The 25,463-nt window shown below is 58.2% G+C and carries 23 protein-coding genes and 1 tRNA gene; 11 read left to right on the forward strand and 13 right to left on the reverse strand.

The window, feature by feature from the left end; translation table 11 throughout:
* Positions 1-10 precede the first annotated feature (10 nt).
* Positions 11-1,621, reverse strand: a complete 1,611-nt coding sequence (locus tag ACR0MS_RS06215; protein WP_480570668.1) for an arylsulfatase — start codon at positions 1,619-1,621, stop codon at positions 11-13.
* Between the two features lie 198 nt (positions 1,622-1,819).
* On the opposite strand from ACR0MS_RS06215, the gene ACR0MS_RS06220 reads away from it, so the two are divergent.
* On the forward strand, positions 1,820-2,500 hold the full coding sequence (locus ACR0MS_RS06220; protein WP_480570671.1) for a Crp/Fnr family transcriptional regulator: 681 nt from the start codon (positions 1,820-1,822) through the stop codon (positions 2,498-2,500).
* Between the two features lie 3 nt (positions 2,501-2,503).
* Here the strand turns inward: ACR0MS_RS06220 and ACR0MS_RS06225 are convergent, their stop codons facing one another.
* The 8 genes from ACR0MS_RS06225 to ACR0MS_RS06260 all read right to left on the reverse strand — a co-directional run bounded on the left by ACR0MS_RS06225 (position 2,504) and on the right by ACR0MS_RS06260 (position 10,936).
* Positions 2,504-3,736: a hypothetical protein gene (locus ACR0MS_RS06225; RefSeq protein WP_480570674.1), complete on the reverse strand. Its 1,233-nt coding sequence runs from the start codon at positions 3,734-3,736 to the stop codon at positions 2,504-2,506.
* Positions 3,733-5,238, reverse strand: a complete 1,506-nt coding sequence (locus ACR0MS_RS06230) for a VWA domain-containing protein (protein WP_480570677.1) — start codon at positions 5,236-5,238, stop codon at positions 3,733-3,735. The genes ACR0MS_RS06225 and ACR0MS_RS06230 overlap by 4 nt, the downstream gene beginning before the upstream one ends.
* On the reverse strand, positions 5,235-6,221 hold the full coding sequence (locus tag ACR0MS_RS06235) for a vWA domain-containing protein (RefSeq protein WP_480570680.1): 987 nt from the start codon (positions 6,219-6,221) through the stop codon (positions 5,235-5,237). The genes ACR0MS_RS06230 and ACR0MS_RS06235 overlap by 4 nt, the downstream gene beginning before the upstream one ends.
* Positions 6,218-6,691, reverse strand: coding sequence for a DUF4381 domain-containing protein (locus ACR0MS_RS06240; protein ID WP_480570683.1), 474 nt, complete (start codon positions 6,689-6,691; stop codon positions 6,218-6,220). Before ACR0MS_RS06240 ends, ACR0MS_RS06235 begins: the two co-directional genes overlap by 4 nt.
* Positions 6,691-7,635: a DUF58 domain-containing protein gene (locus ACR0MS_RS06245; RefSeq protein ID WP_480570686.1), complete on the reverse strand. Its 945-nt coding sequence runs from the start codon at positions 7,633-7,635 to the stop codon at positions 6,691-6,693. Before ACR0MS_RS06245 ends, ACR0MS_RS06240 begins: the two co-directional genes overlap by 1 nt.
* A 9-nt stretch (positions 7,636-7,644) precedes the next feature.
* Entirely contained in the window at positions 7,645-8,622 is a 978-nt protein-coding gene (locus ACR0MS_RS06250; protein ID WP_480570689.1) for an AAA family ATPase, read from the reverse strand.
* A gap of 118 nt (positions 8,623-8,740) precedes the next feature.
* Positions 8,741-9,847 carry an acetoin utilization protein AcuC gene (locus tag ACR0MS_RS06255; RefSeq protein ID WP_480570692.1) on the reverse strand — a complete coding sequence of 369 codons (1,107 nt, stop codon included), beginning with the start codon at positions 9,845-9,847 and terminating at the stop codon, positions 8,741-8,743.
* A gap of 3 nt (positions 9,848-9,850) precedes the next feature.
* A complete protein-coding gene (locus ACR0MS_RS06260) occupies positions 9,851-10,936 on the reverse strand; it encodes an AI-2E family transporter (RefSeq protein ID WP_480570695.1) in 1,086 nt (361 codons plus the stop codon).
* A 167-nt stretch (positions 10,937-11,103) separates the two neighbouring features.
* Between ACR0MS_RS06260 and ACR0MS_RS06265 the strand changes: the two genes are divergently transcribed.
* The 3 genes from ACR0MS_RS06265 (at position 11,104) to ACR0MS_RS06275 (ending at position 14,152) form a co-directional block, all read left to right on the forward strand.
* Complete coding sequence (locus tag ACR0MS_RS06265) at positions 11,104-11,970, forward strand: YihY/virulence factor BrkB family protein (RefSeq protein WP_480570698.1); 867 nt, start codon at positions 11,104-11,106, stop codon at positions 11,968-11,970.
* A gap of 23 nt (positions 11,971-11,993) precedes the next feature.
* Positions 11,994-13,865: a multiheme c-type cytochrome gene (locus ACR0MS_RS06270; RefSeq protein ID WP_480570701.1), complete on the forward strand. Its 1,872-nt coding sequence runs from the start codon at positions 11,994-11,996 to the stop codon at positions 13,863-13,865.
* 146 nt (positions 13,866-14,011) lie between these two features.
* On the forward strand, positions 14,012-14,152 hold the full coding sequence (locus ACR0MS_RS06275; RefSeq protein WP_480570704.1) for a hypothetical protein: 141 nt from the start codon (positions 14,012-14,014) through the stop codon (positions 14,150-14,152).
* On the opposite strand, the gene ACR0MS_RS06280 is transcribed toward ACR0MS_RS06275, so the two are convergent.
* Entirely contained in the window at positions 14,149-14,871 is a 723-nt protein-coding gene (locus ACR0MS_RS06280) for an RlmE family RNA methyltransferase (RefSeq protein WP_480570707.1), read from the reverse strand. The genes ACR0MS_RS06275 and ACR0MS_RS06280 overlap by 4 nt on opposite strands.
* Positions 14,871-15,983, reverse strand: coding sequence for a Ppx/GppA phosphatase family protein (locus tag ACR0MS_RS06285; protein WP_480570710.1), 1,113 nt, complete (start codon positions 15,981-15,983; stop codon positions 14,871-14,873). Before ACR0MS_RS06285 ends, ACR0MS_RS06280 begins: the two co-directional genes overlap by 1 nt.
* Positions 15,984-16,223: 240 nt before the next feature.
* On the opposite strand from ACR0MS_RS06285, the gene ACR0MS_RS06290 reads away from it, so the two are divergent.
* The 5 genes from ACR0MS_RS06290 (at position 16,224) to ACR0MS_RS06310 (ending at position 19,638) form a co-directional block, all read left to right on the forward strand.
* A complete protein-coding gene (locus tag ACR0MS_RS06290; protein WP_480570713.1) occupies positions 16,224-16,520 on the forward strand; it encodes a virulence factor in 297 nt (98 codons plus the stop codon).
* Between the two features lie 26 nt (positions 16,521-16,546).
* Entirely contained in the window at positions 16,547-17,473 is a 927-nt protein-coding gene (locus ACR0MS_RS06295) for a methylenetetrahydrofolate reductase (protein WP_480570897.1), read from the forward strand.
* A 9-nt stretch (positions 17,474-17,482) separates the two neighbouring features.
* Positions 17,483-18,544 (forward strand): methyltetrahydrofolate cobalamin methyltransferase, encoded by a 1,062-nt coding sequence (locus ACR0MS_RS06300; protein ID WP_480570717.1) that lies wholly within the window; start codon positions 17,483-17,485, stop codon positions 18,542-18,544.
* A 126-nt stretch (positions 18,545-18,670) separates the two neighbouring features.
* The gene (locus tag ACR0MS_RS06305; protein WP_480570720.1) at positions 18,671-19,498 is read left to right on the forward strand and encodes a polyphosphate kinase 2 family protein; all 828 of its coding nucleotides are present in this window, start codon (positions 18,671-18,673) and stop codon (positions 19,496-19,498) included.
* 66 nt (positions 19,499-19,564) lie between these two features.
* Positions 19,565-19,638 (forward strand) — tRNA-Gly (locus ACR0MS_RS06310).
* Between the two features lies 1 nt (position 19,639).
* On the opposite strand, the gene ACR0MS_RS06315 is transcribed toward ACR0MS_RS06310, so the two are convergent.
* Positions 19,640-20,497 carry a class I SAM-dependent methyltransferase gene (locus ACR0MS_RS06315; protein WP_480570723.1) on the reverse strand — a complete coding sequence of 286 codons (858 nt, stop codon included), beginning with the start codon at positions 20,495-20,497 and terminating at the stop codon, positions 19,640-19,642.
* 23 nt (positions 20,498-20,520) lie between these two features.
* Positions 20,521-22,566, reverse strand: a complete 2,046-nt coding sequence (locus tag ACR0MS_RS06320; RefSeq protein ID WP_480570726.1) for an ASKHA domain-containing protein — start codon at positions 22,564-22,566, stop codon at positions 20,521-20,523.
* 217 nt (positions 22,567-22,783) lie between these two features.
* Here ACR0MS_RS06320 and guaB point away from each other — a divergent pair, with 217 nt between their 5' ends.
* Both guaB and ACR0MS_RS06330 read left to right on the forward strand, forming a co-directional pair.
* Positions 22,784-24,232, forward strand: a complete 1,449-nt coding sequence (guaB, locus tag ACR0MS_RS06325; protein ID WP_480570729.1) for an IMP dehydrogenase — start codon at positions 22,784-22,786, stop codon at positions 24,230-24,232.
* A gap of 71 nt (positions 24,233-24,303) precedes the next feature.
* Positions 24,304-25,461 (forward strand): RsmB/NOP family class I SAM-dependent RNA methyltransferase, encoded by a 1,158-nt coding sequence (locus tag ACR0MS_RS06330; RefSeq protein ID WP_480570732.1) that lies wholly within the window; start codon positions 24,304-24,306, stop codon positions 25,459-25,461.
* The last annotated feature ends 2 nt before the right edge of the window (positions 25,462-25,463 follow it).

Consider the following 25,463-nt stretch of genomic DNA (forward strand, 5'->3'; position numbering starts at 1 on the left):
TCGTCTGGCCTTAGTTGTTTGTCGGCGTGGCCAGTTTCTCCATCACCTGTTCCAGATTGAAGCTGGCGGCTTTCTGGCGAGGCGGGAACTCCTGGAAGGTTTCGAGGAAGGTTCCGACATACTGCTGCGCAGGCACCAGGAAATACGCGCGTTCCAGCAACCAGTCATAGTAGGTGTTGGATGTGCGATAGGCGCGTTCATACGGATCGCGGCGCAGGTTGACGATCAGCGGAATGCGCAGTTCGGTCCACGGCTCAATCCACGCACGCAGCGTTGCCCAGGCTTTCTGCTCAAGGAAGATCAGTTTCCAATCCTCAAAGCGCAGCGCCGTCAGGTCGCCATCGTCCGAGAAATAAAAGATTTCCTTGCGCGGGCTTTCTGTGGCCTCTCCGGTCAGCAGGGGCAGGATGTTGTAGCCATCCAGATGCACCTTGTAGTCGCGGCCCATGCCAGAGGAACTGTATCCTGTCTTCAGCTTGTCCTTGATCTCGGGGTCACCGGCAACGGCCAGATAGGTCGGCAGCCAGTCCATATGGTGGACGATTTCGTTAGTTACAGAACCGGCTTCGATCTTGCCGGGCCAACGCACCATGGACGGCACACGCCAGCCACCTTCCCAGTTGGTGTTCTTCTCACCCCAGAAGGGGGTCGCAGCCGCATCAGGCCACGTGTTCATATGGGGGCCGTTGTCGGTTGAGTAGTGAACGATGGTATTGTCGGCGATGCCAAGCTCATCCAGCAGATCCAACAACTGACCCACATGCATGTCATGTTCGATCATGCCGGCGGTGTATTCGTCAGCCACTCCGCCGACGATTTCGTTGGCCTGAGCGCGCATCTCGTCCTTGACGTGGGTGCGGAAGTGCATGCGCGTGCCGTTCCACCAGACATAGAAAGGTTGACCCTGCTCATGCGCACGCTTGATGAAGTCGATCGCTGCGGCAACGGTTTCGTCATCCACTGTTTCCATACGCTTTTTGGTCAACGGACCGGTGTCTTCGATTGTACCGTCGGCCTTTGACTTGATCACCCCGCGCGGGCCATAGGCTTCGCGGAAGGTGCGTCCATCGGCAAGCACCGTGTCACCCGGATAATCTTCGTTTTCGGGCTCCTCCTCGGCATTCAGGTGGTAGAGGTTTCCGAAAAACTCATCAAAACCGTGGTTTGTCGGAAGGTGCTCATCTTTGTCACCCAGGTGGTTCTTGCCGAATTGACCGGTGACATAGCCGTGATCCTTCAGCAGACCAGCGATAGTCGGATCTTCGACCTGCATGCCAAGATCGGCACCCGGCAAACCCACCTTGGACAGCCCGGTCCGAAACACGGACTGACCCATGATGTAGGAGGACCGACCAGCGGTACAGGATTGTTCGCCGTAGTAATCGGTAAAGATCATTCCCTCTTTCGCGACGCGGTCGATATTCGGCGTATGATAACCCATCAGACCCATCGTATAGGCCGAGATGTTGGATTGCCCGACGTCGTCGCCCCAGATCACCAGAATATTGGGCTTTTGGTCTTGCGCCCACGCGGGAAGTGCCAGTGCGACTGCGACAGTGGCCACAGCGAATCTGCGTAAGCCCCTGCGCCAAGTGTCTGCCATTGAACGTGGTGGTGACATGGTTTTCTCCCGATTTTATGGGCCCCGAACGGCCCCGTTATGTAACTTAAAGCTGGCGCGCTATCTTATTCAAAATGCGGCCTGAAAGATGGTTCGATAGTGAACTACGAAAATGCGTGGTAGAAGGAATCGAACGGGTTTAGCATAGGCGATGATCTGTGCTAAAAACTTATCATTTGATGAGTTTGGAATATTCTAATGTTCGACAAATCCAATAATCTTAAGACCTTGCGGAAGGACGGATGGTTCAGCAACCGTTCGGCCGCGTTTCAACGCGATTTGTTGGAGTGTGGGATCGCAAAGTTCTTTGAAGCGAGCGAGGCACTGTATCATCATGGTGATACGGTCAACGGCATCTTCGCAGTCCTCGAAGGGGGGGTACAGATAACTGTCCCCGCTGATGACGGGCAGGAGTTCGTCATTCACCGCGAAGGTGCAGGGTTCTGGGTCGGCGATCTGGCTTTGTTCGCCGATTCCTCAAGACTGGTCAGCGTCGTCGCGACGCAGACAACCCGCGCCTTGTTCTTTCCAAACGCGCGCGTTGCGAAACTTGTTCAGAAGAACCCTGAATATGTCAGGGATTTCTATGCACTCAGCCATGAAAACATGCAGACCGCACTGCGCATTGTGGCGAATCTGGTGGTGACTGGAACCGAACGACGGCTAGCTTTGCGCTTGCTGCATCTGGATGAGGGCACGTCGAAATCGGACGGTTGGATTGAGGTGTCGCAAGAGGAACTGGCCGAGATGATCGCGGTGTCACAACCGACACTTCACCGCAGTTTGCACCGTTTGGCCGATCTCGGTCTGGTTGAGGTGGGTTATGGCCGCGTGCTGCTGAAAGACCGCCGCGCCCTCATCGCAAATTGCCAGAATTGAGCGTCATGGGTTGAGCGGCGGCAAAGAAACGGCCTTTTTCCCTTGCGGTTTGAGCAGACTATCGAGAGCATCCGTCGCCGCAGACCAGTCCGGCGCGTGCCGAGCGGCGTCAGACCCGTAGCGTGTCGCGCCAATCAGCGCCAACTGCGTCTCAAGGCTTTGTGCGTCAAGAGGGACTTCCATACGGTCTTTCCAAAGGTCCAAGGCGGAATACGCACCCGACAAGTCTCGGTTCTTCAGGGCTGACCTTAATTGGGTGAGCGCATATTCCGATGACGCGCGGTAAGCGCGTTTGCGTTCCTTCAAATGCGTCCGAATGGGCGGTGCAGCCCATCGCCAGCCGATCCATCCCAACAGCAATATCAGAGCGACCCATAGTCCGAGTTCAACGATCTCGCGCGCGTCTTTCGGAGGTGCTTTCGGTGCCGTTAACTCCAAGTCAACGGCAGGGATCTCAACAGTTTCAACTTGTTCAGTCGTCAGGTTAAACCAGCTCACCGAAACGGCGGGAAGTTGCGTCTGTCCACCTGCCTGAGCCAGATAGACAACCTCGTCGATGCGCTGACCCGACAATATTCCGCGATCCTCAGTCTCGGTGAACCGCGGTTCTTTTGGATAGGCGCGCAGGAATTCATCCTGATTTTCCGGAATCAAAGGGGGGATTAAGATCGGAGTTGTCCCGGTAATCGTGGCGGTGAGCCGCCGTGTAATCGCGCCCCCGGCCTGAATGTCGGTCTCGCCGTCCAGCGTTTGTTCAATGGTAAATCCAGACGCCAGAATAAGCGGGTTCAGATCTTTCGCCCCTTGTGGGATCACAGCATCAAAGGAAATTGAGGGCAGCGGGACCGAGGCTTCAATCGGTGCGTTGTTATCCGGATCGGCGTAAGTCACTGTAATGTCCATTTGGTCCAACTGAATTGTCCCCGATTGCAGCGGATACAGGCGATAGCTGCGTTGAACGCCAGACCATGTTTCGCCTTGAACAGTCTCGCTCACCGGACCAGATGCGCGTTCGGGCAGGCGCACCAAAAGGTTTTCCTGTTCCAATGAGGGAAAGACCGGAGGGGCCGGCATAAAGGTTGGAACCAGAACCTTGACGCGCAAGATGGTGGGCTGCCCGACAATCACGTCGCCCTCTGCAATGTCCACCGTAACACGTGGGACAGTGTCTGTTGTGGTCTGCGACCAGACCAGCGTTGGTAGAATCAAGAGAGTGAGGAACAGAAGGTATCTCATTGCGATTGTACCTGATTTTCCAACAGGAATCGGTTTCTCAAAAAGTCCTGCATGTTGGTGTCAATTGCGCTGATCCACTGGTCCGCTGACATCGGCTGCGCCGTTTCGGTCTGGGCTTGCACCGTAGTATCCTGACCGCGCGCGTCTTCGTTGTCGAATACCGTATCATCCGCTCCGATCCCGGCTTCTTCGCCGGTATCCGATTGCTCTCGGGTAGTTTCCACAAAGTCCAATATGGCCTTGGAGACCTCAAGGTTGTGCTGGGCTTCGGGCCAGTCCGGGCGGCGTTCCAACGCGGTTTCAAATGCCGCAATCGCTGGGCGGTATTCTCGGTTTCGAATGCGTGCCATGCCTTCTGCAAAAGCGGCCTCAGGCGTGTTTAAGGACGAAAAGACCTCGGAAGCCTCAGGGTATCGACCTGCTTTGAGCATTGCGTATCCTTGGTGGTACGGGTCCTGAAACAAATCGGCCGCTTCAGAAAAGCGTTTCTGGTTCATCGCGATCTGGCCTTGTTGATCAGGAGTCAGGAACCAGTCTTTCCAACCTTCGGCCCGCGCAGGTCCGGAAGGATGCGCAATGATCAGCAGCAAGATCGCCCACCGAATGACCCAACCCCGTCTGAACCACAAAAGCGAGAGCAGCGCGGCGGGCCAAGCCAAAATCCACCCCTGATCCTGCCAATCCAACTGATCGTCCTCATCCAGAGCGTTCACATATGAACTGTGGATACTTCTACTTAGCCGCGCAATATCTTGATCCCCATTGGAAAACGGGACCACAGTCGCAGAAGAAAGGGCGTCCAATTGAACGAGCCTTTCGCCTTCTGGCAGCATCGTCAGAAACAGAAGATCGGACTCTGCGCCATTCATTGCCTGAACCTGAGAGGGGTCAATATCGTCCAGAACAAACAATATAGCCCCCGGAGTTTCCGCATCCGCGAGTATGCCCTGAGCCAGCGCAAGCGCATCAGCCGCCGCGTCACCTTTCAGCGGCATAACGGCGGGGGTTAGTCCTTCCAGCAGCGGGCGAAGGATGTTGGCGTCTTCGGTCAGGGGAGCAACGCGATGCGGACTGCCTGCATAAGCGATCAAGGCGGTCCTTGCCCCCGAGCGCACGTTGATCAGATCTGTGATCTTGTATTTCGCACGCTCAAGCCGCGATGGGGCAAGATCGGTGCCTTCCATGCTTTCGGTAACTTTCAGCGCAATAACAAGGGGCGCAGTATCTGCAATCAATGGATTTGGCGCGCGTGACCATGTCGGTCCGGCAGCAGCCAGTGTGACCAGCACCGCAATGACTGTGATTACGTCGATGGGATTTAGTCTGGTATTGCTTGTGTCGCCAACTTCAAGAGCCTTGGCCAAGTGCGGGGCTATACCGGCAGGAGTTTCAGCGGACTGTTCAGTCCGTGGGCGGATCAGCCACCAAACTACGATAACTGGTATCAACAACAACAGCCAAGCTGCTCGGATAAAATGAAAATCTGCAAGCGCCTCGATCATTGGACACTCCGTCGGCGGCGCGCGAAATGTAATCCGGTTGAGCTGAGGAGTATCAAAGCTAGGGCGGCCAGAAGCGGTATATGGGTCAGACTTTCGCGAGGGCGATAGCTTTGAGTTTCTACAAGTCTTGGATTCTGGGCGTCGATCTGCTGATACGTCTGCGTCAGAGCGGCCTCATCATCCGCGAAGAAATATTGCCCGCCCGTCGTTTCTGCGATGTCTTGAAGGGCCTGCAAATCAACACGGTCTTCACCTGTTGCGTTCGGGTCGCCAACTCCGATCGTGTAAATGACCACGTTTTTGTCGGCAGCGATTGCCGATGCGTTTACGGGTGTCATACGGCTTGATGTATCTGCCCCGTCGCTGAGGACGATCATCAGACGTTGATCAACCTCGCCGGAGTCAAACAGTCGAATGCCCAGCCCGATCGCGTCGCCAAGTGCTGTGTTTGGCCCTGCCATTCCAACCTCAGTTTGGTCGAGGAACCCGTTCAAACTATTCAAATCTTCGGTGAAAGGCGCCTGCACAAACGCGCGTGTCCCGAAGATGATCAGGGCCATCCGGTCCCCCTGACGTTCGGCAATGAAATCACGCAGAACGTCTTTGACCGCTGCGAGGCGCTGTTTGGGCATGCCTTCTGCGGACGTGAAGTCCCGCTGGTCCATCGACCCGGAGATGTCGAGGGCCAGAACCACATCTCTGGCCGATTTTTCCACGACGGTCGGGTCGGCAAGCCGTTCCGGGCGCGCCAGTGCTGTAACCAACAAAATCCAGACCAGCGTCGCAATCACGGATTGCAGCCAAGTTCGGCTTAGAACGCTTGACCCGGATTTCAGTTCAGCACCGGTTGCGGCCGCTACGTGACGGAAAAACGGTATGCGCGTGGCTTTCGCCTTTTCCCGATGTGGTGGGGCGAACCAATACACAATCAAAGGCAATGGCAGCAGAACAAAGACCCAAGGCGTGGCGAAGGTGTACGTCATGCCACTTTGTCCCTTTTGTGGAGCTTGATCCAATTCCGGACCAGATCACGGACATCGGTGTCTTGAGCAATTTCCCGATACGGCGCGGTCAACAGGGTTTTGCCTGCGGAACCTGTAAACTCTTTCTTATCATATGACTGATTGAGAAAATTCAACCAATCTTGCCCCTGAAGGCTGGCAACTGTCGCACGCGGGTAAGCGGCCAGAGCTGTCCGCCGTAAAATCTCGGCCGCCTTCGCTGCGTCGGTGCCAGCCCTATCCAGCTCTGCCAAGGCCGAGCGGCGATAGGCATTAGCTGACCAGTGTCGGTGGAGCCGATAGATGCAATAGGTCAAGGCCGCCACCAGAACCATTGCCAGAACCGCCCAGCCCCATGTTTGCGGGGTCATCGCGATTGGATCAGGGGCCGGAGCGGGCTCTAGCATATCCAGCAGTTCAACCAGCGATTTTCCCGAAACATCAACCGCCATCATCGCCCTCCGGGATGGCCGAACAGCTTCAGCAATTGGTCCAGGGCAGGTTCCGAGGTGGTCAGAGGCACAATTGGGAACCCATAGCGACGTGACCACAGGTTCAACTGCAAAAGCCTGTCGTCCATCGCTGATCTGATGCGGTCGGACAGATCGGGGGTCGAGCTGTCGATTTCGATCTGGCTGTCACCGTCCGACACCGTCAGTTTAAGCCCCGATGGTAAACTGCGTGAACTCGGGTCGAAAACATTGAACAAGATTAGATCATTTGACCGCGCTAACCTGCTGAAAAGGCGTTCAGTTTGAGTATTGAGCCCGTCAAAGTCGGAGAACACGCAGACCAATGCGTTCGTGTGTGCGAGCCGCGCGGCCTGTTTCAGAACGTCGTTCAGTGTCACAGTTGGGACAGGTCGCAGTGATGCGTTCAGTGTGCAATTCAGCGTTCCAACAGATGAGAGGAACCGTGTCAGCGCGGCAGGACGCCGTTGCGGGTGATGCTCGGCCAACTCGGTATCTCCGAAAACAATCCCGCCAACACGGTCGCCTTGTCCAAGAACCCGGTGTGCTGCTATGGCCGCGGCTTCTGCCGCGATCACGGACTTCATATAGACCTCGGTTCCGTAGAACATGGATACCCTTTGGTCGACGAGCAAAAGCGCGGGGCGATCCCGTTCTTCCGTATACACCCTGACATGAGGGGTGCCGGTGCGGGCCGTGACCTTCCAGTCGATTGTCCGAATATCGTCCCCCGGCAGATATGTGCGCAATTCTTCGAAATTCAGCCCGCGTCCGCGCAAACGAGACGCGTGCCGCCCATTGAGGATTGAGCGTGCCGGTTGCCGGGGCAAAAGGCTGATCAACCGCGATTTCGGACCCAACCGAAGCAAATCGTCGGCCGTCACATGGATGCGCGGGTCAGTGGGATATGTGGCTGACTGTGCCAAGGTTGGCTCTTACGGCAACGCCACAAGGCGGAGGATTTCCGCGATGACGTCATCGGCTGACTTGGCGCTTCCCTGCGCTTCGAAGCTGAGGGAGATTCGGTGGCGGAAGACGTCATGGGCAATGGCGCGAATATCGGCGGGGTCGACATAGTCGCGCCCGTTCATCCAGGCATGCGCGCGTCCGCATTTATCCAACGCCAGAGACGCGCGGGGACTGGCCCCGATCTCAATCCAGTTAGCAAGCTCTTCGCTCAGGTTTTCCGGCGTTCGGGTGGCCTGCACAAGATCTGCCATGTACCTGTCCATCGCGTCCGAGACATGGATCTGGCCGATTTCCGAACGCGCTGTAAAAACGGCGTCCTGTGGGATCGGGGCAGGGCGTTCCCCTGAGGTTTCACGGCCTGCTGCGATTTCCTCGTTCCGGACCAGGCGAATGACTTCGACCTCGTCTTCGACCGGTGGATAGGTGATCTGAACATGCATCAGAAAACGATCCATTTGCGCTTCTGGCAGGGGGTATGTGCCTTCTTGCTCAATGGGGTTCTGCGTCGCCATTACGATGAACAACGGGTCCATTTTGTGCGTTGTGCCTGACACGGTGACTTGGCGTTCTTCCATCGCCTCCAGCAGCGCGGCCTGTACCTTGGCCGGGGCCCTGTTGATTTCGTCCGCCAAAACGATGTTGGCAAAGATCGGGCCGGGATCGAAGCGAAAGGTGCTGCCGGTATCGGTTTGCTGAAACACCTCGGTTCCGGTCACGTCTGATGGCAGAAGGTCGGGTGTGAACTGGATTCGGCTGAAACTGGCGTCCATGTTGCGCGCCATTGCTTTGACAGCGCGGGTCTTGGCGAGGCCGGGCAAACCTTCGATCAACAGGTTGCCATTTGCCAGTAGGCCGATGATCAGACGGTCAATGACCTCGGTCTGCCCAATGATGGACTGTCCCATTCGGGCCTTGAGGTCGCTTATTTGTTCATGTGCATTCATTATGGTGATCCAATTGCAACCAATGGGCAAACACAGGCTGGCCGGTTTCCAAATAATCCGGGCAGTCAGAAATATTTCGTAATGACCGCAGGTTAGCAGCCCTTAGGCAACCAATCCACTAGGAAATCCGGCTTGCAAGCCGCCTCACATCCGCCAACAGGTCAGACCTGATTTCGCCGTGATTTGGACGGTCACGCAACGTCGTGAACCAGTGGTCCGGTGGTTGTTTGCCAGCGGCCCGGTTCCACGACAAAGCGCCGAGGACGGATTGCGCATCGGCGTTTAATTCCTGAGGAATATCAAGGCCGTTGAGCGTCGCCCACACGCCGGTCCACAGCCGTGCGACCGACCATGGGTTATACCCGCCTCCGCCCAGAACAAGAAAACGGGGCGCCATCTCTCGAAGGTGCGCGACGGTGCGACAATGGGCGTTGTTGGACAGAGACAGCCGGGACAGCGGGTCTTCGGCCACGGCATCCGCACCACATTGAAGGACAATCGCCTGTGGGCGGAAGGCGGCGGTGGCGGGCAAGATTATCTGATCGAGTATCGCGTAGAACTCACTATCGTTCAGTCCGCGCGCGACCGGCAGGTTGAACGCAGCGCCCCCAGCCGTGTCCGCAAGCGCGCCGGTAAAGGGCCAACGCCGCTTCTCATGGATCGAGATCATTCTGACCTTGGAAGATCCGCGAAATGCCGCCTCGACCCCGTCACTATGATGCGCGTCGATATCCACATAAACGATACGCTCGAGCCCGGCGTTCAGAAAGGTCAGGATCGAAAGCACGGGGTCGTTCAGATAACAGAACCCGTTTGCGCGGTCAGGCAGGCCGTGATGCGTCCCTCCGGCCGGGTTGTAAACGATCCCGCCGTCCCGCAGCAGCTCTGCCGCCAGCATCGAGCCCCCGGCCGCTGTTGCTGGCCTGCGATACATCTCGGCGAAAACTGGATTTGAATGGGTGCCAAGGCCATACCTCTCGCGCGTTTCATCAGAAACCGTCTGGGTCTTTTCCGCTTTTTGAAGCGCGGCGATATAGTCAGGCGTGTGAAAGATCTGAAGAGCGTTGGGCTTGGCCCGGGGGCTGACGCGGTAAGCCTCGGGGGGAAGCCATCCTTGGGCCCGGCAAAGATCAATAACCGTTGAAACGCGCGGGATCGCAAGCGGGTGTTTCGAACCGTATGTCGAGTTTCGATAGATCTCTGATCCGATGAACAGCGGGCGCATCGCTTAGGTGGCGGGTGTAGGTCGTTGATCTTCGCCCAATCGCCCGTCCAGTGACATGAGGATGGCGATCGGACGCAACGCGGGGATGTGGCTGAAGACGATAAGGATGCAGACCGTCAGCGGAACGCTCAGGAAGGCGCCGATCATGCCCCAGACGGTTGTCCAGAAGGTCAGGGCGAGAATGACCAGAAATGTCGACATGTTCAACGACCGCCCCAGCATGGCAGGGTCCAGAAAATTGCCGATCAGGAACTGTACCGTCCCACATCCAAAAACGATGATCAGGAACGGCCCGATGCTGTCGAACTGAACAAGCGCGATCATCGCAGGAAAAATCACCGCGATGATCGAACCGATTGACGGGATGAAATTCAGCGCAAAGGTAAGCACAGCCCATGTTTCGGCGTATTCAAGACCCAGCAGTTTGAAGACCGAATAGCTGATCCCGGCGGTGATCAGGCTGATGAATGTCTTAACCCCGACGTAACGCTGCAGGCTGTAGGAGATCGCGTCCAGTACCGTCGCAAACTCGGCCCCGGTTTTGGGGTTTCCTGCCGCCAGCTGTATCTTCTTTCGAAAGGCCAGCCGTTCGGCCATCAGGAAAGCCACATATAGGCTGATCAGGAAGAAATGGTTCAGCAATGAGGTTGCGCTGCCCAGCAGAACGCGCGCGACATAAGACATGTCGATGCTGATCAGGTTGTCCCTGATAAACGTGGTTACGTCGTTGCCAACCAGCCCGGTAATCCGGTTCACCGCCCCATCGAACTGGTTTTCATAGGTGCTGATGGATCGCGCGAACTGGGTCGCCTGACTGCCCAGAATATACATGATCACAAACAAGCCCGCCAAAACGACCGTAACCCCTGCGACATTGGCCAGCCAGACGGGGGCGTGGGTGACGGAAATGACCCGGTCGCTTAGCGCGATGATCAGCACGTTGATCAGCAAGGCCATCGTCAACGGGATTATAAAAGCAGACCCGGCATACAGGCCCAGAACGGTCAGCGTGGCGACTATGGCCGTATCGCGGACAACGGACAGTTTCAGCCGGGGCGTCGTATATGTATCGTTTTGGTCCAAAGGCATCGGTTTTTCCGCCGCTGAGCTGAGGTTGCCGCTAACTGGTTATCCTGTCCTGATCCTGCACAGCCGCGCGGGATTATGCAATGCACCCAGATATTTGTGCGGGTTAATTTGTCTTCATATTGGTTTTGATGGTTCTGTGATCCAATGAGCCGGGGTAGGCTTTCAGCATGAGCGCGAACGTGATTCCCCTTTTTGGCCGACCTCTTCAGGCGCTGTGGCTGGCGCTTGGTCGCTTTGGTGCCAAGAACGGGCTGGTCATGAGCAGCCATGTCGCCATGTCCCTTATGCTCGCCTTGTTTCCGTTCGTTTTGTTTACCGTTGCCTTGGCCGGTTCCTTGTCTCAGGATTATGTCACCAACGAACTGATTGAGTTGATCTTCGGGGCCTGGCCGCAAGATGTGGCCGACCCGATTGTGGCCGAGCTGCGGGCCGTGCTGGAAGAATCCGGTTCAGGCGTCATAACCATCGGGGGTTTGCTGGCCGTGTTCTTCGCCTCCAACGGTGTTGTTGCCGTTCGTGCTGCAATGAACCAAGCGTATCATGATCACGATAGCTGGCCGTTTTGGAAAACCCGGCTGTTCTGTCTGGCGTTGGTGATCATCGGTGGTGCCATGATTCTGGCGATTGCTGCGGTCGAAGTAGTCTTGCCCGTCTACACGAAGCTCGTGTCAGAAAAGACTGACGTAAACGTGTCAGAGTGGTTGTCCGTGGATCGGCTACGGTGGACATTCACGGTTGCAGTACCCGCCGGAACGGTGATCCTGGCGCATCTTCTTTTGCCGACGCGTCGACATTCCGTGATGCAGATTTTGCCCGGTGTGGTTCTTACGCTGGCGCTTTGGGCTGCCGGGGGATGGGGGTTCTCGATCTATATTGGTCAGTTTGCATCTTACAGCACGACTTATGCGGGGTTGGCCGGGGCAATAGCGGCTTTGATCTTCCTGTATCTATGCGCGGCGATCCTGATACTGGGCGCTGAGTTTAACGGAGCTTTGATGGACCTTCAGAACTCGGGGAAAAGGACCGCGGATTGAGACATTTTCATTTCGGTTTTTTAATGCTTTATCCTGCGTTCGCTTGGGCACAGGTTCCGTCTTATGTCGGCTCGGATCAATGTGTTGAGTGTCATCAGGCCGAAGCCGACGCATGGGCCAAATCTCATCACGCATTGGCGTGGACCGAAACAGATGCCGGTCATGTTGTCGCTGACTTTGACGGCACCAGATTTGAGCATGACGGCATGTCCGTCGAGTTTTCCAGCGACGATACTCTGCGTGCTCGGGTCACCGAGAAAGATGGTGTAACGACCGAGTATGATGTGCATTCAGTGGTCGGTATCGCGCCATTGCAGCAATATCTGTTTGCAACCGAACCGGGCCGTTTTCAGAGCTTTGACGTCGTTTGGGATACCGAGCGGAAGCGTTGGTTTCATCTTTATCCCGATCAGGACCTGCCGCCGGATGACGGGTTGCATTGGACCGGCCCTTACAAGAACTGGAATGCCCGCTGCGCGGAATGTCATGCGACCGGGTTCGAAAAGAACTATGACGCTCAGACCCGCAGTTACTCGTCAACGCAGTCAGAAATCGGCGTCGGGTGTGAGGCGTGCCATGGTCCGGGGTCTGCCCATATCGACTGGACTAAAGGTCAGAGTGTTGGCGGCGACCTGACAGAACACGGGTTCACCATGGATTGGGGCAGTGGTCAGACCGAGGCTGAAATCCAGCAATGTGCCGGATGCCATTCGCGTCGCGAAGCACATGGTGACGGCAACCCCTTGCCGGGAACACCCTACCACGATGCCTATAACCTCGCGGTGTTGAGGTCGGGATTGTACCACCCAGACGGGCAGATACTGGACGAAGTTTATGTCTTTGGTTCGTTCCTGCAGTCCAAAATGTACGCGCAAGGCGTAGGGTGCATGGATTGCCACGAACCCCACAGCGCAACATTGCGGGCCGAGGGGAACGGGGTATGTACGCAATGTCATTCTCCTGCAGGGAACAGCCGCTTTCCGACTTTGAAGGCAAAAGAGTATGACGCGCCAGATCATCATCACCATCCTGATGGCAGCGACGGTGCCCAGTGTAAGTCATGCCACATGATCGAACGTGTCTATATGGGGGGCGACGGTCGACGCGATCACAGTTTCCGCGTCCCGCGTCCCGACTTGGGGCTGGGCGAAGATGCCTGCACTGATTGCCACGAGGATCAGGATCAACAATGGGCGGCGAAACGGATTGAAACATGGTTCCCACAGTCGGACCACCGTGGCGCGCATTATGGCACGTCGTTTCAGCAGGCGATAACGGGCCACGCGGACGGACCCGCTGCATTGCTGGAAATCGCCACCGATCACGGGCAGGCAGGTATCGTTCGCGCGACGGCGGCGTATTTGCTACAGGATTTTGGCTCGGACGAAATTGCGACGCAGACGGCGCCCTTGCTGACGGATGACGATCCGATTGTCCGCGCCAATGCAGCGCCGCTGCAACGACACGCGGCCATCTCGGACCGGGTTCAGAGATTGGAACCGTTGCTGTCGGACCGACGCCGCAATGTTCGGATTGCGGCTGCGAAAGAGTTCCTGACCATTCCTCCGCAGGTATTGACCCGCGAACAAGGGGAGCGGGCCGGGCAGGGCATGTCCGAGTGGCAAGGCGCGATTGCCAACCGCCTGGATTTTCCCGAAACGCACATGGTGCTGGGTGGCATGGCTTTGACGCTTCGCAATCCAAAAGCGGCCGAACGTGCCTTTGCCGAAGTCATTAACCTTGACCCGCAGCGTGCAGAAGCATGGCCGATTTTGGTTCAACTCGTTCAACTGAACCGAGGGGTTGAGGCTGCGCGGGGCGTTGTTGCCGAGGGGTTGGCACGGGTTCCGAACCATCCCGAGCTGTTGCAATTGCAGGCTCAGATCGGACGCTGAATTGGCATTGTAATACCCGCTTTCAGCCATGTTCACGGCAAATTCTCAAGGTATCCAAACCGGAAAGAGTGAAGGCTTTCTCTGGTAAAGGGTTTGAAATGTTTGGAAAACCGGTTCGGATATCGCAACTACAACGGCCGCTATCAATGTCGCAGCGCATTGAAGACCTGCGCACCCGCAAGCCGCAATACCTCAATCACGGGGAGGCCCTGCTGCTCCGGGGCATCGCGGCAGCTTCTCTGCGCGAGCAGGTTCTGACCGAAGAGCGGGTTTCGCTCGAGGATTAAGAGTTTCCTCGAAAACCTGTGGCTACAACAAATTTTTCAGAACTGTCTGATCGGGATGCAGGTGGCTTTACGTTGGCGACCTTAGTGAATTTCTGCTTCAGCAGCTTTTGCAGATCGCCCTCGGCCCCGCCTGCCAAGACCTTGGCCACGAAGGTTCCGCCTTCTTCCAGCACGTCAAACGCGAAATAAGCGGCTGTCTCACACAGCGCCATGATCCGCAAATGGTCGGTCTGCTTGTGCCCCGATGAGGCGGCGGCCATGTCCGACATCACCACATCCGCCTTGCCGCCCAGCCAGTCTTTGACCTTCTGGTCGGCGTCGTCCTCCATGAAATCCAGTACATGGGCTGTCGCACCCGCGACAGGTTCGACCTCTTGCAGGTCCACGCCCAGAACCGTGCCGATCCGCTTGCCGCTTTTTTCGCCCAGCGCATTCACCCGTTTGACGGCGACCTGCAACCAGCCGCCGGGGGCGCAGCCCAGATCAACGACCCGAGCGCCGGGGACCAGAAAGCGGAACTTGTCGTCCAGTTCCAATATCTTATAAGCCGCGCGCCCGCGATACCCTTCGGCAGTTGCACGCTTTACATACGGGTCATTCAGCTGCCGTTCCAGCCAGCGGGTCGAGCTAAGCTTGCGCCCGCGCGCCGTCTTGACTTTGACCTTGAGGTCACGCTGTCCACGGCCCGAGTTGTTTTTGCCAGTCGGTGTCTTCGCCATCAGAACGGTCCGTCTTCCAATACGCCGTCCGCGCTCATCTGTGCATATAGCAGACCTTCGCGCAGCCCCCGGTCCGCCACGGAAAGGCGGTCGGTGGGCCAGCAGCGTAAGAGGGCCTGCAAAATGGCCGAGCCGGACATGATCAGGGCCTGCCGGTCATCGCCAATGCGCGGGTCCCGGCGTCGACCCTGAGGGCCGAGTTCTAGATAACCCCGTATCACTTTGTCAATCTGATCGCTGGTCATGCGCAGACCGTCCACTTTTGTCCGGTCATATCGCTTGAGCCCGAGGTGCGAGGCCGCGACGGTTGTCACCGTGCCGCTGGTTCCGACAATCTGAAACCCTTCACGCGCCTGTTCATCCTTGTAGGGGGCGAAATCGGCAAGGTTTTCTTCGAAAAACCAGCTCATCAGGGCAAAGCGGGCCGAGTCGTCCTCAACATCGTTGAACTGATCGCGCAGGGTCGCGACACCCAGCGGGACACTGATCCAATCTACCACCTTGGCCGCCGGAAACGGGCTTTCTACAGGGTGAAACCCGTTATGTAACCGCATGATCGCCGCAGGCCGGTCGCGACGGGGAATGGAGGAAATGTCGATCCACACCAGCTCGGTCGAGCCGCCGCCGATGTCCACGACCAGCAATTGCTCGGTCTTGGTCGAAACCAGCGGCGCGCACGAGATCACGGCGAGCCGCGCTTCTTCCTCGGGCTGGATGATCTCAAGCGTCAGACCGGTTTCGCGTTTCACCTGCCGGATGAATTCACGCGAGTTTTTTGCGCGCCGACAGGCTTCGGTCGCGACCAGCCGCATCCGCTTGACTTTGTTGCGTTTCAGCTTTTGCTGGCAGATGCGCAATGCCTGAATGGTGCGCGCCATGGATGACCGGGACAAACGCCCGGTGCGCTCTAGACCCGCGCCCAACTGCACGGATTTCGAGAAACTGTCGACCACATGAAACCCGCTGCCCTTGGGCTGGGCTATCAACATGCGGCAGCTATTTGTCCCCAGATCCAGCGCCGCATATAACGCATCTGGATCGGGTCTTGCCGGCGCGGGGCTTTCGACCGCCTTCGGGAACGCGCCCGCACCTTTGGGACGCCTGGGCGCCATCGTAACGCCCTCCGATTTTCGAGTTACCCCGACCATAGGTCGCGCGCCTGCGTCGTGCAAGACGCTCATTAAGGTGATGAGAATTTTGATGTGAGGGTTTGCTCAAGACTTCGTTACAAGGCCGGTATCCCATCGTAGGCAAAAAGGTCGCTTGAACTCTGCCTTGTGTCGAAAATCGACCGACCTGAGCCCATATAGAAGTTTAGAACCGGTCCATCTGGTTAGGAGGAATCAAACGCGATGCCTGACGTCACCATCGTTTTTTGGCGCGATATCCCTGCTCAAGTCATCGTCGGCAAAGGCCGTCGGGGGGCAAAGCGGCAGTTGGAAGAACGGTTCGAGCAAGCCATCGACCGCGCAGCCATGAAGGTGAATGCCAAGGACAGCGATGCCTACCTAGCCGAATGGCGCAAGGCAGAACCTTTTGCGGTTGAGGGCGACCCGTCTGAGATCGCCGAAGCCGAAGCCACGCGTTTGGAAGCGGAATATGATCAGGACCGCATCAAGGCGCTGATCGCAAATGACGGTTGGGCATGAGCCCGAAATCTATATGGGAGGCCGCGATGGCTTTGCTGAACTTCAAAAAACGTGATGCCGCCGAAAACGGCCCTGTAAACCCGACCGTCGAAGCCTTTTTGCAGGGCTATTCGATCGAGGTGATGCCGCGCACCGCCGAAAAGGTCGAGGATTTCCGCGCGCTGCTGCCCGAAGGCACCCGCGTCTACATCGCCCATATCGAGGGCACGCCCATCGAAGACATGGTCAAGACCGCCAAGCGCATCGCCGCCGAAGGCTATCCGGTTATGCCGCACTTCCCCGCGCGGATCATCAAGGATGCGGCGACACTGGAAAACTGGATTTCCATGTATCAGGGCGAAGCGGGCGTTGAACAGGCGCTGCTGCTGGCCGGTGGTGTTGCCAAGCCGCATGGCGATTTCGACAGCTCGATGCAGCTGCTGGAAACGGGTCTGTTTGACAAGGCGGGCTTTAAGCGCCTGCACGTGGCCGGTCACCCCGAAGGCAACAAGGATATCGACCCCGACGGCTCGACCAAGAATGTCGATGATGCGCTGCGCTGGAAACAGAAGTTCAACGAAACCACCGACGCGGAAATGGCGCTGGCCACGCAGTTTGCGTTTGACGCCAAGCCGATCATCGAATGGGCAGACGGTCTGAAGGCTGCGGGCATCGACCTGCCGATCCATTTCGGTATTGCAGGCCCGGCCAAGCTGCAGACGCTGATCAAATTCGCCATCGCTTGCGGCGTTGGCCCCTCGCTGAAGGTTCTGCAGAAACGCGCGATGGACGTGTCCAAGCTGCTGCTGCCTTATGAGCCGACCGATGTTGTCACCGAACTGGCCAACCACAAGGCCGCGAACCCGGATTTCAACATCACCAACGTACATTTCTTCCCGCTTGGCGGCATCAAGACCAACGCTAACTGGGCTATCAACAACGGCGGCGCCTCGGCAAAGCCTGCAAACTCCTAAGGATCGGACATGACCCGTACAGTCGTCGAATCAAAAACAAAAACCGCCGTCCTGGGCTTTGATGAACCGTTCTGCGTGATCGGTGAGCGGATCAACCCCACCGGCCGCAAGAAACTGGCCGCCGAACTGGAAGCGGGCGATTTTTCGACCGTTGAGAAAGACGCCATCGCGCAGGTTGCGGCAGGCGCGACCGTTCTGGATATCAACGCGGGCGTTGTCTACAACTCGAACCCCAACCCGAACGAGACCGAGCCGCCGCTGATGACCAAGATCGTCGAGCTGGTGCAGGGTCTGGTCGATGTGCCGCTGTGTATCGACAGCTCGGTTCCCGGTGCTCTGGAAGCCGGACTTGAGGCGGCCGAAGGCCGTCCGCTGCTGAACTCGGTCACAGGCGAAGAAGAGCGTCTGGAACTGGTTCTGCCGCTGGTCAAGAAATACAACGTGCCGGTTGTGGCGATCTCGAACGATGACACCGGGATTTCCGAAGACCCCGATGTGCGGTTCGACGTGGCCAAGAAGATCGTGGAACGTGCCGCCGATTTCGGCATCCCCGCGCATGACATCGTGGTGGACCCGCTGGTGATGCCCATCGGCGCGATGGCAACCGCTGGTCAGCAGGTGTTCGCTCTGGTCCGCCGCCTGCGCGAAGAGCTGGGTGTAAACACCACCTGTGGTGCGTCCAACATCTCGTTCGGTCTGCCGAACCGTCACGGCATCAACAACGCGTTCCTGCCGATGGCGATGGGTGCTGGCATGACCTCGGCGATCATGAACCCGGTCGCGCTGCCCGTTGGTCCGAAGAAACTGGCCGAGAAGAAGGCCGAGGTTGAAGCCAAAGGCATCATCCTGCCCGCGGATATGGATGATGAGACCTTCTGCCAACTGTTCGGGCTGGGCTCGACCCAGCCGCGTGCCGGCAAGGAAATGGAGGCGATCCGCGCCGCTAACCTGCTGACCAACAACGACCCGCATGGCGGGGCGTGGATCAAGTTCAACAAGTCGCCTGAAGAAGCCGGTGCAGCCGGTGCCGCAGGCGGGCGTCGCGGCGGTGGCCGTCGTCGCCGCGCGTGATCCGCATCACATTTTGACCGAAGGCCGGGCCAAATGCCCGGCCTTTTTCGTTTTGACACCGATCAATGCCGGTTGTGGCCCTTATTGCGACACTGCCCGTGAGTTTTTCCGGATCAGGGCATTGAGATGACCAAACACATTCCCCCGAAACTGGCTGACGCTGATCTTTCGCTGCGGCTGGGCAAGAAAGAGTATTTCGAAGAGCTGGTCGCGTTGCAGGCGCAGCTGGCGCTGATCCAGCAGGCGTTTTTGTTTCACGGAACCAAGGGCGTGCTGGTGTTCGAAGGATGGGACGCGGCGGGCAAGGGGGGAACGATCCGGCGCATCAGTCAGGCGCTGGATCCGCGCAGTTTCAAGGTCTGGCCTATCGGGGCTCCGCGCAACTATTATCTGAACCGTCACTATCTGCTGCGCTTCTGGGAAAGGTTGCCGCCCGAGGGCGCGATCTCGGCCTTTGATCGTAGCTGGTATGGGCGCGTCGTAGTGGAACGGCTGGAGAAGTTCACCCCAGAACACCGCTGGCGCGCCGCTTATGGTGAGATCAACGATTTCGAACGGATGCTGGTCGATGACGGCACCCGGATCGTCAAACTGTTCTTTCACATCTCACCAGAAGAACAGATGGCGCGGTTTACCGAACGATTGCGCAACCCGCTGAAGCGCTGGAAACTGACCTATGAGGATTTCCGCAACCGCGAACGCTGGGCCGAAGCCGAGGTCGCGGTGGATGAGATGCTGGCCCGCACTTCGACCGAGATTGCACCCTGGCACGTTATCCCTGCCAACAACAAGAAATACGCTCGGATCAAGGCGATGCGTGCCATTGTCGAAGCGTTTTCCAAGGACATTGACCTAAGTCCGCAACATCTGGATCAGCGAACCCTTGATGCCGCGTGCGAAGTGTTGGACGTTGAACAATCGCTGATCGACAGCTTGCGCGCCCGGACAGAATAATCGTCCGATGCCGTGTTGAAACGCGCTTGAAGCTGGTCCCGAGCCAATGCTATTCAATCCCACGCGGCGGGTATGATGTAATGGTAGCCTGTCAGCTTCCCAAGCTGAACGCGCGGGTTCGATTCCCGCTACCCGCTCCAGTTATTCGGGCCTGCGAGCCTGAAACAGGTTAATCAGCGCAGGTACGTTGACCGTATCTCCTGCCTGATAGGGCTGGAATTCACCTGCTACCGTGTCCCGAATGGCAGCGACGTCTTCGGGGCCGCCATCGAAATGGGCGATCACCCGAGCCGCTGGCCCTACGCGTGTGCAGAGTGCCGCGCAATCCTCTAGCGTGCCATGTACGGGTAAGGTCAAGTCAACTGCGTCGACCTTGATGTCCGTCAGCCCGGCGTCTGCCAGCAAACCTGTGACCCGATCCTGATCGTGAAAGGCCAAGGGGCCGGGCGCGTTGCGATCCACCTTTGGTGGGGTCCCGAGGCGTGCGGTGGCTGCAATGTGCGGGATATAGAACCAGGGGTTGCCAAAAAGCGGCCCCCAGGCGGCGAAGGTCATTTGTCCACCCGGCTTCAGGGCGCGGGCCATGTTTGCAAAAGCAGCAACCGTATCATCGAAGAACATCACGCCAAAGCGCGAGATCATGGCATCCCGATCGCCTTCGTCAAATGGGTGGGTCTGCGCGTCGGCGAATTGAAAGCCGACATTGGAATGCCCGGCAGCCCGGGCGCGTTCAGCCGCCCGATCCAGAAAAGGCTGTGAGAAATCAGCGGCCAGAACGTGCCCCTCGGGGCCTACGACCTGAGCGACCTGAACCGTGCTTGCCCCGGTGCCGCAGCCGATGTCCAACACGCGATGGCCCGGTTGAAGGGCGGCGCGCTCCAGCACCAAATCCAAAACCGGAGCCAACAGCGTGTCCATCTGGCTTTCATAGGTCAACCATTTCGCGCCCGACGGCGAATTCGCCCAGAATTCAGCCTGTACTTCATTTGCTGTTGCCATGTCGCCTCCGATCTATGCGGGGACTATGACCTGCGGCGGCGGCGACGGCCAGATTTTTCCTCATCCCCGCCACCTGTATTGAACGAGGGTGAGGGCAGCGTAACGACCTGTGCCAGTTCCGGGAACGGGTCGGTTTTGTGCGGGATCGCGTTGGCGGCGACGAAATGGTCCTGAAACTTGGGCTCAATGGCGGTCTCGACCTTGGTGATCTCGCGCACGACGCGCTCGATTTCCTTGCGCGAGCCGATGTTGCACAGCGCAATCCGCGCGCCGGTTCCGGCGGCGTTGCCCGCGCTTGAGACCTTGTCCAGTGGTGCATCCGGGATCATCCCCAGAACCATCGCATGTTTGGTCGAGATATGCGCGCCAAACGCCCCGGCCAGAACCACGCGGTCAACGGTGTCGACCTCCATCTCATCCATCAGTAGGCGCGCGCCGGCATAGAGCGCCGATTTTGCCAATTGGATGGCGCGGATGTCGCCTTGGGTTACGGTGATGCGCGGGCCGCCTTCGGTGCTGGCATCGTGGATCAGATAGGCGTGCGTGCGGCCTTCGGGGATGCAGCGCGCGGTGCCGGTTTGTTCAGCCGAGCCAATCAGACCGCTTTCATCCAGCAGGCCAGCGATGCGCATCTCTGCCACAGCTTCGATAATGCCCGAACCGCAAATGCCGGTGATCCCGGTGGTGGCGATATCCTGATCGAACCCGTCCTCATCCGACCATTTGTCCGACCCGATGATGCGGAAGCGGGGTTCCTTGGTTGCAGGGTCAATTTCGATGCGCTCAATCGCGCCGGGGGCGGCGCGTTGGCCGGAACTGATCTGCGCGCCTTCAAACGCGGGGCCTGTGGGCGAGGAACAGGCCAGCACGCGGGTTGTGTTGCCCAGCAGGATTTCGGCATTTGTGCCGACATCGACGATCAGCACGAGGTCTTCCGACTTGCCAGGTTCCTCGGACAAGGCAACGGCGGCACAGTCGGCCCCCACATGGCCCGCGATGCAGGGCAGAATATAGACCTGCGCGCGGGGGTTCATCTTGGTCAGGTCCATCTCACGCGCGGGCAGGGACATGCTTTCCGAAGTGGCCAGAGCGAAGGGGGCCTGCCCCAGCTCAACCGGGTCCAGACCCAGCAGCAGGTGGTGCATGACCGGGTTGCAGACGAACACCGTCTCCACGATCAGGCTGGCGTCAATCCCGGCTTCATCCGCGATTGAGGTAGTCAGGTCGTTGATCGCCTCGCGTACGGCGCGGGTCATCTCGGCGTCGCCGCCGGGGTTCATCATGGCGTAGGACACGCGGCTCATCAGGTCTTCACCAAAGCGGATTTGTGGGTTCATCAGGCCCGACGAGGCCTTGACCTCACCGGTTTCCAGATCGGTCAGGTGGGCGGCGACGGTGGTCGATCCAAGGTCGATGGCCAGACCGTACAGCCCTTGTTCATGCAGGCCGGGCCAGATTTCGACCACTTTGGCGACCTTGTCCTTGTGGCCTTTGTGGACGGCCACAGTGACCTCCCACTTGCCCTTGCGCAGCACCGGTTGCAGCTTGGCCATCAGCGACAAATCGGCGGTGATGGCGTCAATCTTCCACTGCTCGCGCAGGGCGCGTTCCAGCCGCTCCAGATCGCCGGTGGGCGAGTGCATGTCGGGTTCCTCGACCACCACGAAATACAGCCGTGTCGCCGGGTCCATGGTGATGGCGCGGGCTGCCGCCGCCTTGCGCACGACTTGCCGGTGGACCTGAGATTCGGGTGGCACGTCAATCACCACGTCACCCTGAACGGTCGCTTGACATCCCAGACGGCGGCCCGGTTTCAGCCCGCGCTTGTCGTCATAGCGTTGCTCGACCGCGTTCCATTCGCTCAGCGCGTCCTCGGATACTGTCACGCCGTGCTTGGGAAACTCACCATAGCTGGGGGTAATCTGGCATTTCGAGCAAATCCCGCGCCCACCGCAGACCGAATCCAGATCGACACCCAATTGCCGGGCGGCGGTCAGGACCGGAGTGCCAACGGGGAAATGTCCGCGTTTGCCCGAGGGGGTAAAGACGACAAGGGGGTCGGTGGTCATATCTGGCCTGCCTTTTGTATTCGCGCGTATGCCGCGCAAGATATGGGTTTGTGCGCAAAGGGAAAGGCCATTCAGCGGCACGTTTTGCCCGTCTTGCGTCGTTTTTTGCCGCGGCATTGCCCCGCAGGGCAAAACTAGTTTAGGTCAGGGGCTTTTCCTTAGCTTAAATCCATGCAATAGGGTCGCCGTCAAACGGGGTTTTGCATGGGGTTAGCAGATGCAGATTCGTGAGGCACTCACCTTTGACGATGTTCTATTGGTTCCGGCGGCGTCGTCGGTCCTTCCTGCGACAGCAGATACGAGCACGCGCGTGACGCGGGAAATCACCATGAACATCCCGTTGCTGAGCTCGGCGATGGACACGGTAACCGAAGCGCGCATGGCGATTGCGATGGCGCAGGCCGGTGGGATCGGGGTTATCCATAAGAACCTGACCACGGAAGAACAGGCGCGCGAAGTGCGCCGGGTCAAGCGGTTCGAATCCGGTATCGTTTATAACCCCGTGACCCTGCGCGCGGATCAGACGCTGGCTGATGCCAAGGCCTTGGTCGAACGCTACAACTTTACCGGTTTCCCTGTGGTAGATGAGGCAGGTCGCGTGGTCGGCATTGTTACCAACCGCGATATGCGTTTTGCAACGTCCGACGACCAGCCGATCAAGGCCATGATGACCACGGACAATCTGGCGATGCTGCAAGAACCAGCCGATCTGGAAGAAGCCAAAAGCCTGATGAAGGCGCGCCGGATCGAGAAACTGCTGGTCGTTGACGGCGAAGGCAAACTGACCGGCCTGTTGACCCTCAAAGACACCGAACAAGCGGTGCTGAACCCGACGGCGTGCAAAGACCGTCTGGGCCGCCTGCGGGTTGCGGCGGCGACTTCGGTGGGCGATGCGGGGTTTGAGCGGTCCGAGCAATTGGTGGATTCCGGCGTAGACATTATTGTTGTCGATACGGCGCACGGCCATTCCCAAGGCGTCTTGGATGCTGTGAAGCGGGTCAAAACCCTATCGAACGAGGTTCAGATCATCGCCGGTAACGTGGCCACAGGCGAGGCGACCAAAGCGCTGATCGACGCAGGTGCCGATGCGATCAAAGTGGGGATCGGGCCGGGCTCGATCTGCACCACGCGGATGGTGGCCGGCGTGGGCGTGCCGCAGCTCACGGCGATCATGGATTGCGCGGCGGCGGCCGGGGACGTGCCGGTAATCGCTGACGGCGGCATCAAGTTTTCGGGCGATTTTGCCAAGGCGATTGCGGCGGGGGCCTCCTGCGCGATGGTCGGTTCGATGATCGCGGGCACGGATGAAAGCCCGGGTGAGGTGATCCTGTATCAGGGCCGCTCGTTCAAATCCTATCGCGGGATGGGTAGCTTGGGCGCGATGGCGCGCGGCTCGGCCGATCGCTATTTCCAGAAGGACGCGGCCAATGACAAGCTGGTGCCCGAAGGGATCGAGGGGCAGGTGCCCTACAAAGGGTCGGCCAGCGCGGTGGTGCATCAGTTGGTCGGCGGTCTGCGCGCCGCGATGGGTTATACGGGCTGTGCATCCGTCGATGAGATGCGACGCAATTGCAACTTTGTCAAAATCACCGGTGCCGGGCTGAAGGAAAGCCATGTGCATGACGTTCAGATCACGCGTGAGAGCCCGAACTACCGTGTGATGTAATCTCTCGAATTGTGCAATGCGGCGCCTGACAGGGCGCCGTTTTGTGTTTCTACAGCGCAAGGGACAGCCCGATGACACCAGCAGCCCGCGTTCAGGCCTCCATCGAGATTCTGGACGAGATTCTTGGCGGTGCGCCGGTTGAAAAAGCTCTTACCGGATGGGCGCGCCGCAGCCGATTTGCAGGGTCCAAAGATCGTGCGGCCATACGCGATCATGTTTTTGGTGCTTTACGCTGTAAACGGTCCTTTGCATCGCTTGGAGGCGCGGAAACCGGGCGTGGGCTGATGATTGGCGCATCACGCGCAGCACAGGATGACCTCGTCGCGCTTTTTACCGGCGAGCGACATGCGCCGACCGCTGTGCTGGAGACAGAGGCCGGGCGGGACTTTGCAACTGATGCAGAGCGGTATGATATTCCCGATTGGTTATGGCCCATTTTCACCGAGTCTTTAGGAGAACAGTCCGTTCCGGTCGCAGAAGCGCTGCAAAATCGCGCCCCGATCCATCTCCGCGTCAACCTGATCAAAGCCGATCGGTCCGACGCACTTGCAGCGCTGGAACAAGAGGGGATCGTTGCGCGTCCGCACCCAACCAGTGACACAGCACTTGAAGTTGTCGAAGGGGCCCGCAAGATCGCACAAAGCCGCGCATATTCCGAAGGGCATGTCGAGCTTCAGGATGCGGCAAGCCAAGCCGTCGTGTCCGCATTGGACCTGCAGCCCGGTTTGCGCGTTCTTGATTATTGCGCTGGCGGCGGAGGCAAGGCGCTGGCCCTGGCCGCGCATCGCGGTGTCGACGTTTTTGCACATGATGTGAATACGGGCCGGATGCGCGACCTGCCAGCCCGCGCGGAACGCGCAGGCGCCAAGATTACAACGGTGTCCACGCAAGACGTTCACGCTCTTGGTCCGTTTGATATCGTGCTTGTGGATGCGCCCTGTTCCGGTAGTGGTTCATGGCGGCGTGCGCCTGCCGGGAAATGGGCACTCACCTCGCAACGTCTAAGTGACTTGACCGAATTGCAGTATGAAATTCTGGAGACGACCTCGTCGCTGGTCGGTCAGGATGGAACATTGGCTTACGCGACCTGTTCAATGCTGACGCCAGAAAATGATTACGTCGTTGACAAGTTTACGGCGCACCATTCGGAGTGGAATGCGGTATTTCGTAAGACGTGGTTGCCGACTCAGGGGGCCGACGGATTCTATTCCGCACATCTGAAGCGGTAATT

It is taken from the genome of Ruegeria sp. CJ2 (genome assembly GCF_056536745.1).

Excerpts from the sequence above, each read along its gene's own strand:
- ACR0MS_RS06215 (WP_480570668.1), bottom strand. The coding sequence starts at position 1,621 with ATGTCACCACCACGTTCAATGGCAGACACTTGGCGCAGGGGCTTACGC.
- ACR0MS_RS06220 (WP_480570671.1), top strand. The coding sequence starts at position 1,820 with ATGTTCGACAAATCCAATAATCTTAAGACCTTGCGGAAGGACGGATGG.
- ACR0MS_RS06225 (WP_480570674.1), bottom strand. The coding sequence starts at position 3,736 with ATGAGATACCTTCTGTTCCTCACTCTCTTGATTCTACCAACGCTGGTC.
- ACR0MS_RS06230 (WP_480570677.1), bottom strand. The coding sequence starts at position 5,238 with ATGATCGAGGCGCTTGCAGATTTTCATTTTATCCGAGCAGCTTGGCTG.
- ACR0MS_RS06235 (WP_480570680.1), bottom strand. The coding sequence starts at position 6,221 with ATGACGTACACCTTCGCCACGCCTTGGGTCTTTGTTCTGCTGCCATTG.
- ACR0MS_RS06240 (WP_480570683.1), bottom strand. The coding sequence starts at position 6,691 with ATGGCGGTTGATGTTTCGGGAAAATCGCTGGTTGAACTGCTGGATATG.
- ACR0MS_RS06250 (WP_480570689.1), bottom strand. The coding sequence starts at position 8,622 with ATGAATGCACATGAACAAATAAGCGACCTCAAGGCCCGAATGGGACAG.
- ACR0MS_RS06255 (WP_480570692.1), bottom strand. The coding sequence starts at position 9,847 with ATGCGCCCGCTGTTCATCGGATCAGAGATCTATCGAAACTCGACATAC.
- ACR0MS_RS06260 (WP_480570695.1), bottom strand. The coding sequence starts at position 10,936 with ATGCCTTTGGACCAAAACGATACATATACGACGCCCCGGCTGAAACTG.
- ACR0MS_RS06265 (WP_480570698.1), top strand. The coding sequence starts at position 11,104 with ATGAGCGCGAACGTGATTCCCCTTTTTGGCCGACCTCTTCAGGCGCTG.
- ACR0MS_RS06270 (WP_480570701.1), top strand. The coding sequence starts at position 11,994 with ATGCTTTATCCTGCGTTCGCTTGGGCACAGGTTCCGTCTTATGTCGGC.
- ACR0MS_RS06275 (WP_480570704.1), top strand. The coding sequence starts at position 14,012 with ATGTCGCAGCGCATTGAAGACCTGCGCACCCGCAAGCCGCAATACCTC.
- ACR0MS_RS06280 (WP_480570707.1), bottom strand. The coding sequence starts at position 14,871 with ATGGCGAAGACACCGACTGGCAAAAACAACTCGGGCCGTGGACAGCGT.
- ACR0MS_RS06285 (WP_480570710.1), bottom strand. The coding sequence starts at position 15,983 with ATGGCGCCCAGGCGTCCCAAAGGTGCGGGCGCGTTCCCGAAGGCGGTC.
- ACR0MS_RS06290 (WP_480570713.1), top strand. The coding sequence starts at position 16,224 with ATGCCTGACGTCACCATCGTTTTTTGGCGCGATATCCCTGCTCAAGTC.
- ACR0MS_RS06295 (WP_480570897.1), top strand. The coding sequence starts at position 16,547 with ATGGCTTTGCTGAACTTCAAAAAACGTGATGCCGCCGAAAACGGCCCT.
- ACR0MS_RS06300 (WP_480570717.1), top strand. The coding sequence starts at position 17,483 with ATGACCCGTACAGTCGTCGAATCAAAAACAAAAACCGCCGTCCTGGGC.
- ACR0MS_RS06305 (WP_480570720.1), top strand. The coding sequence starts at position 18,671 with ATGACCAAACACATTCCCCCGAAACTGGCTGACGCTGATCTTTCGCTG.
- ACR0MS_RS06315 (WP_480570723.1), bottom strand. The coding sequence starts at position 20,497 with ATGGCAACAGCAAATGAAGTACAGGCTGAATTCTGGGCGAATTCGCCG.
- ACR0MS_RS06320 (WP_480570726.1), bottom strand. The coding sequence starts at position 22,566 with ATGACCACCGACCCCCTTGTCGTCTTTACCCCCTCGGGCAAACGCGGA.
- guaB (WP_480570729.1), top strand. The coding sequence starts at position 22,784 with ATGCAGATTCGTGAGGCACTCACCTTTGACGATGTTCTATTGGTTCCG.
- ACR0MS_RS06330 (WP_480570732.1), top strand. The coding sequence starts at position 24,304 with ATGACACCAGCAGCCCGCGTTCAGGCCTCCATCGAGATTCTGGACGAG.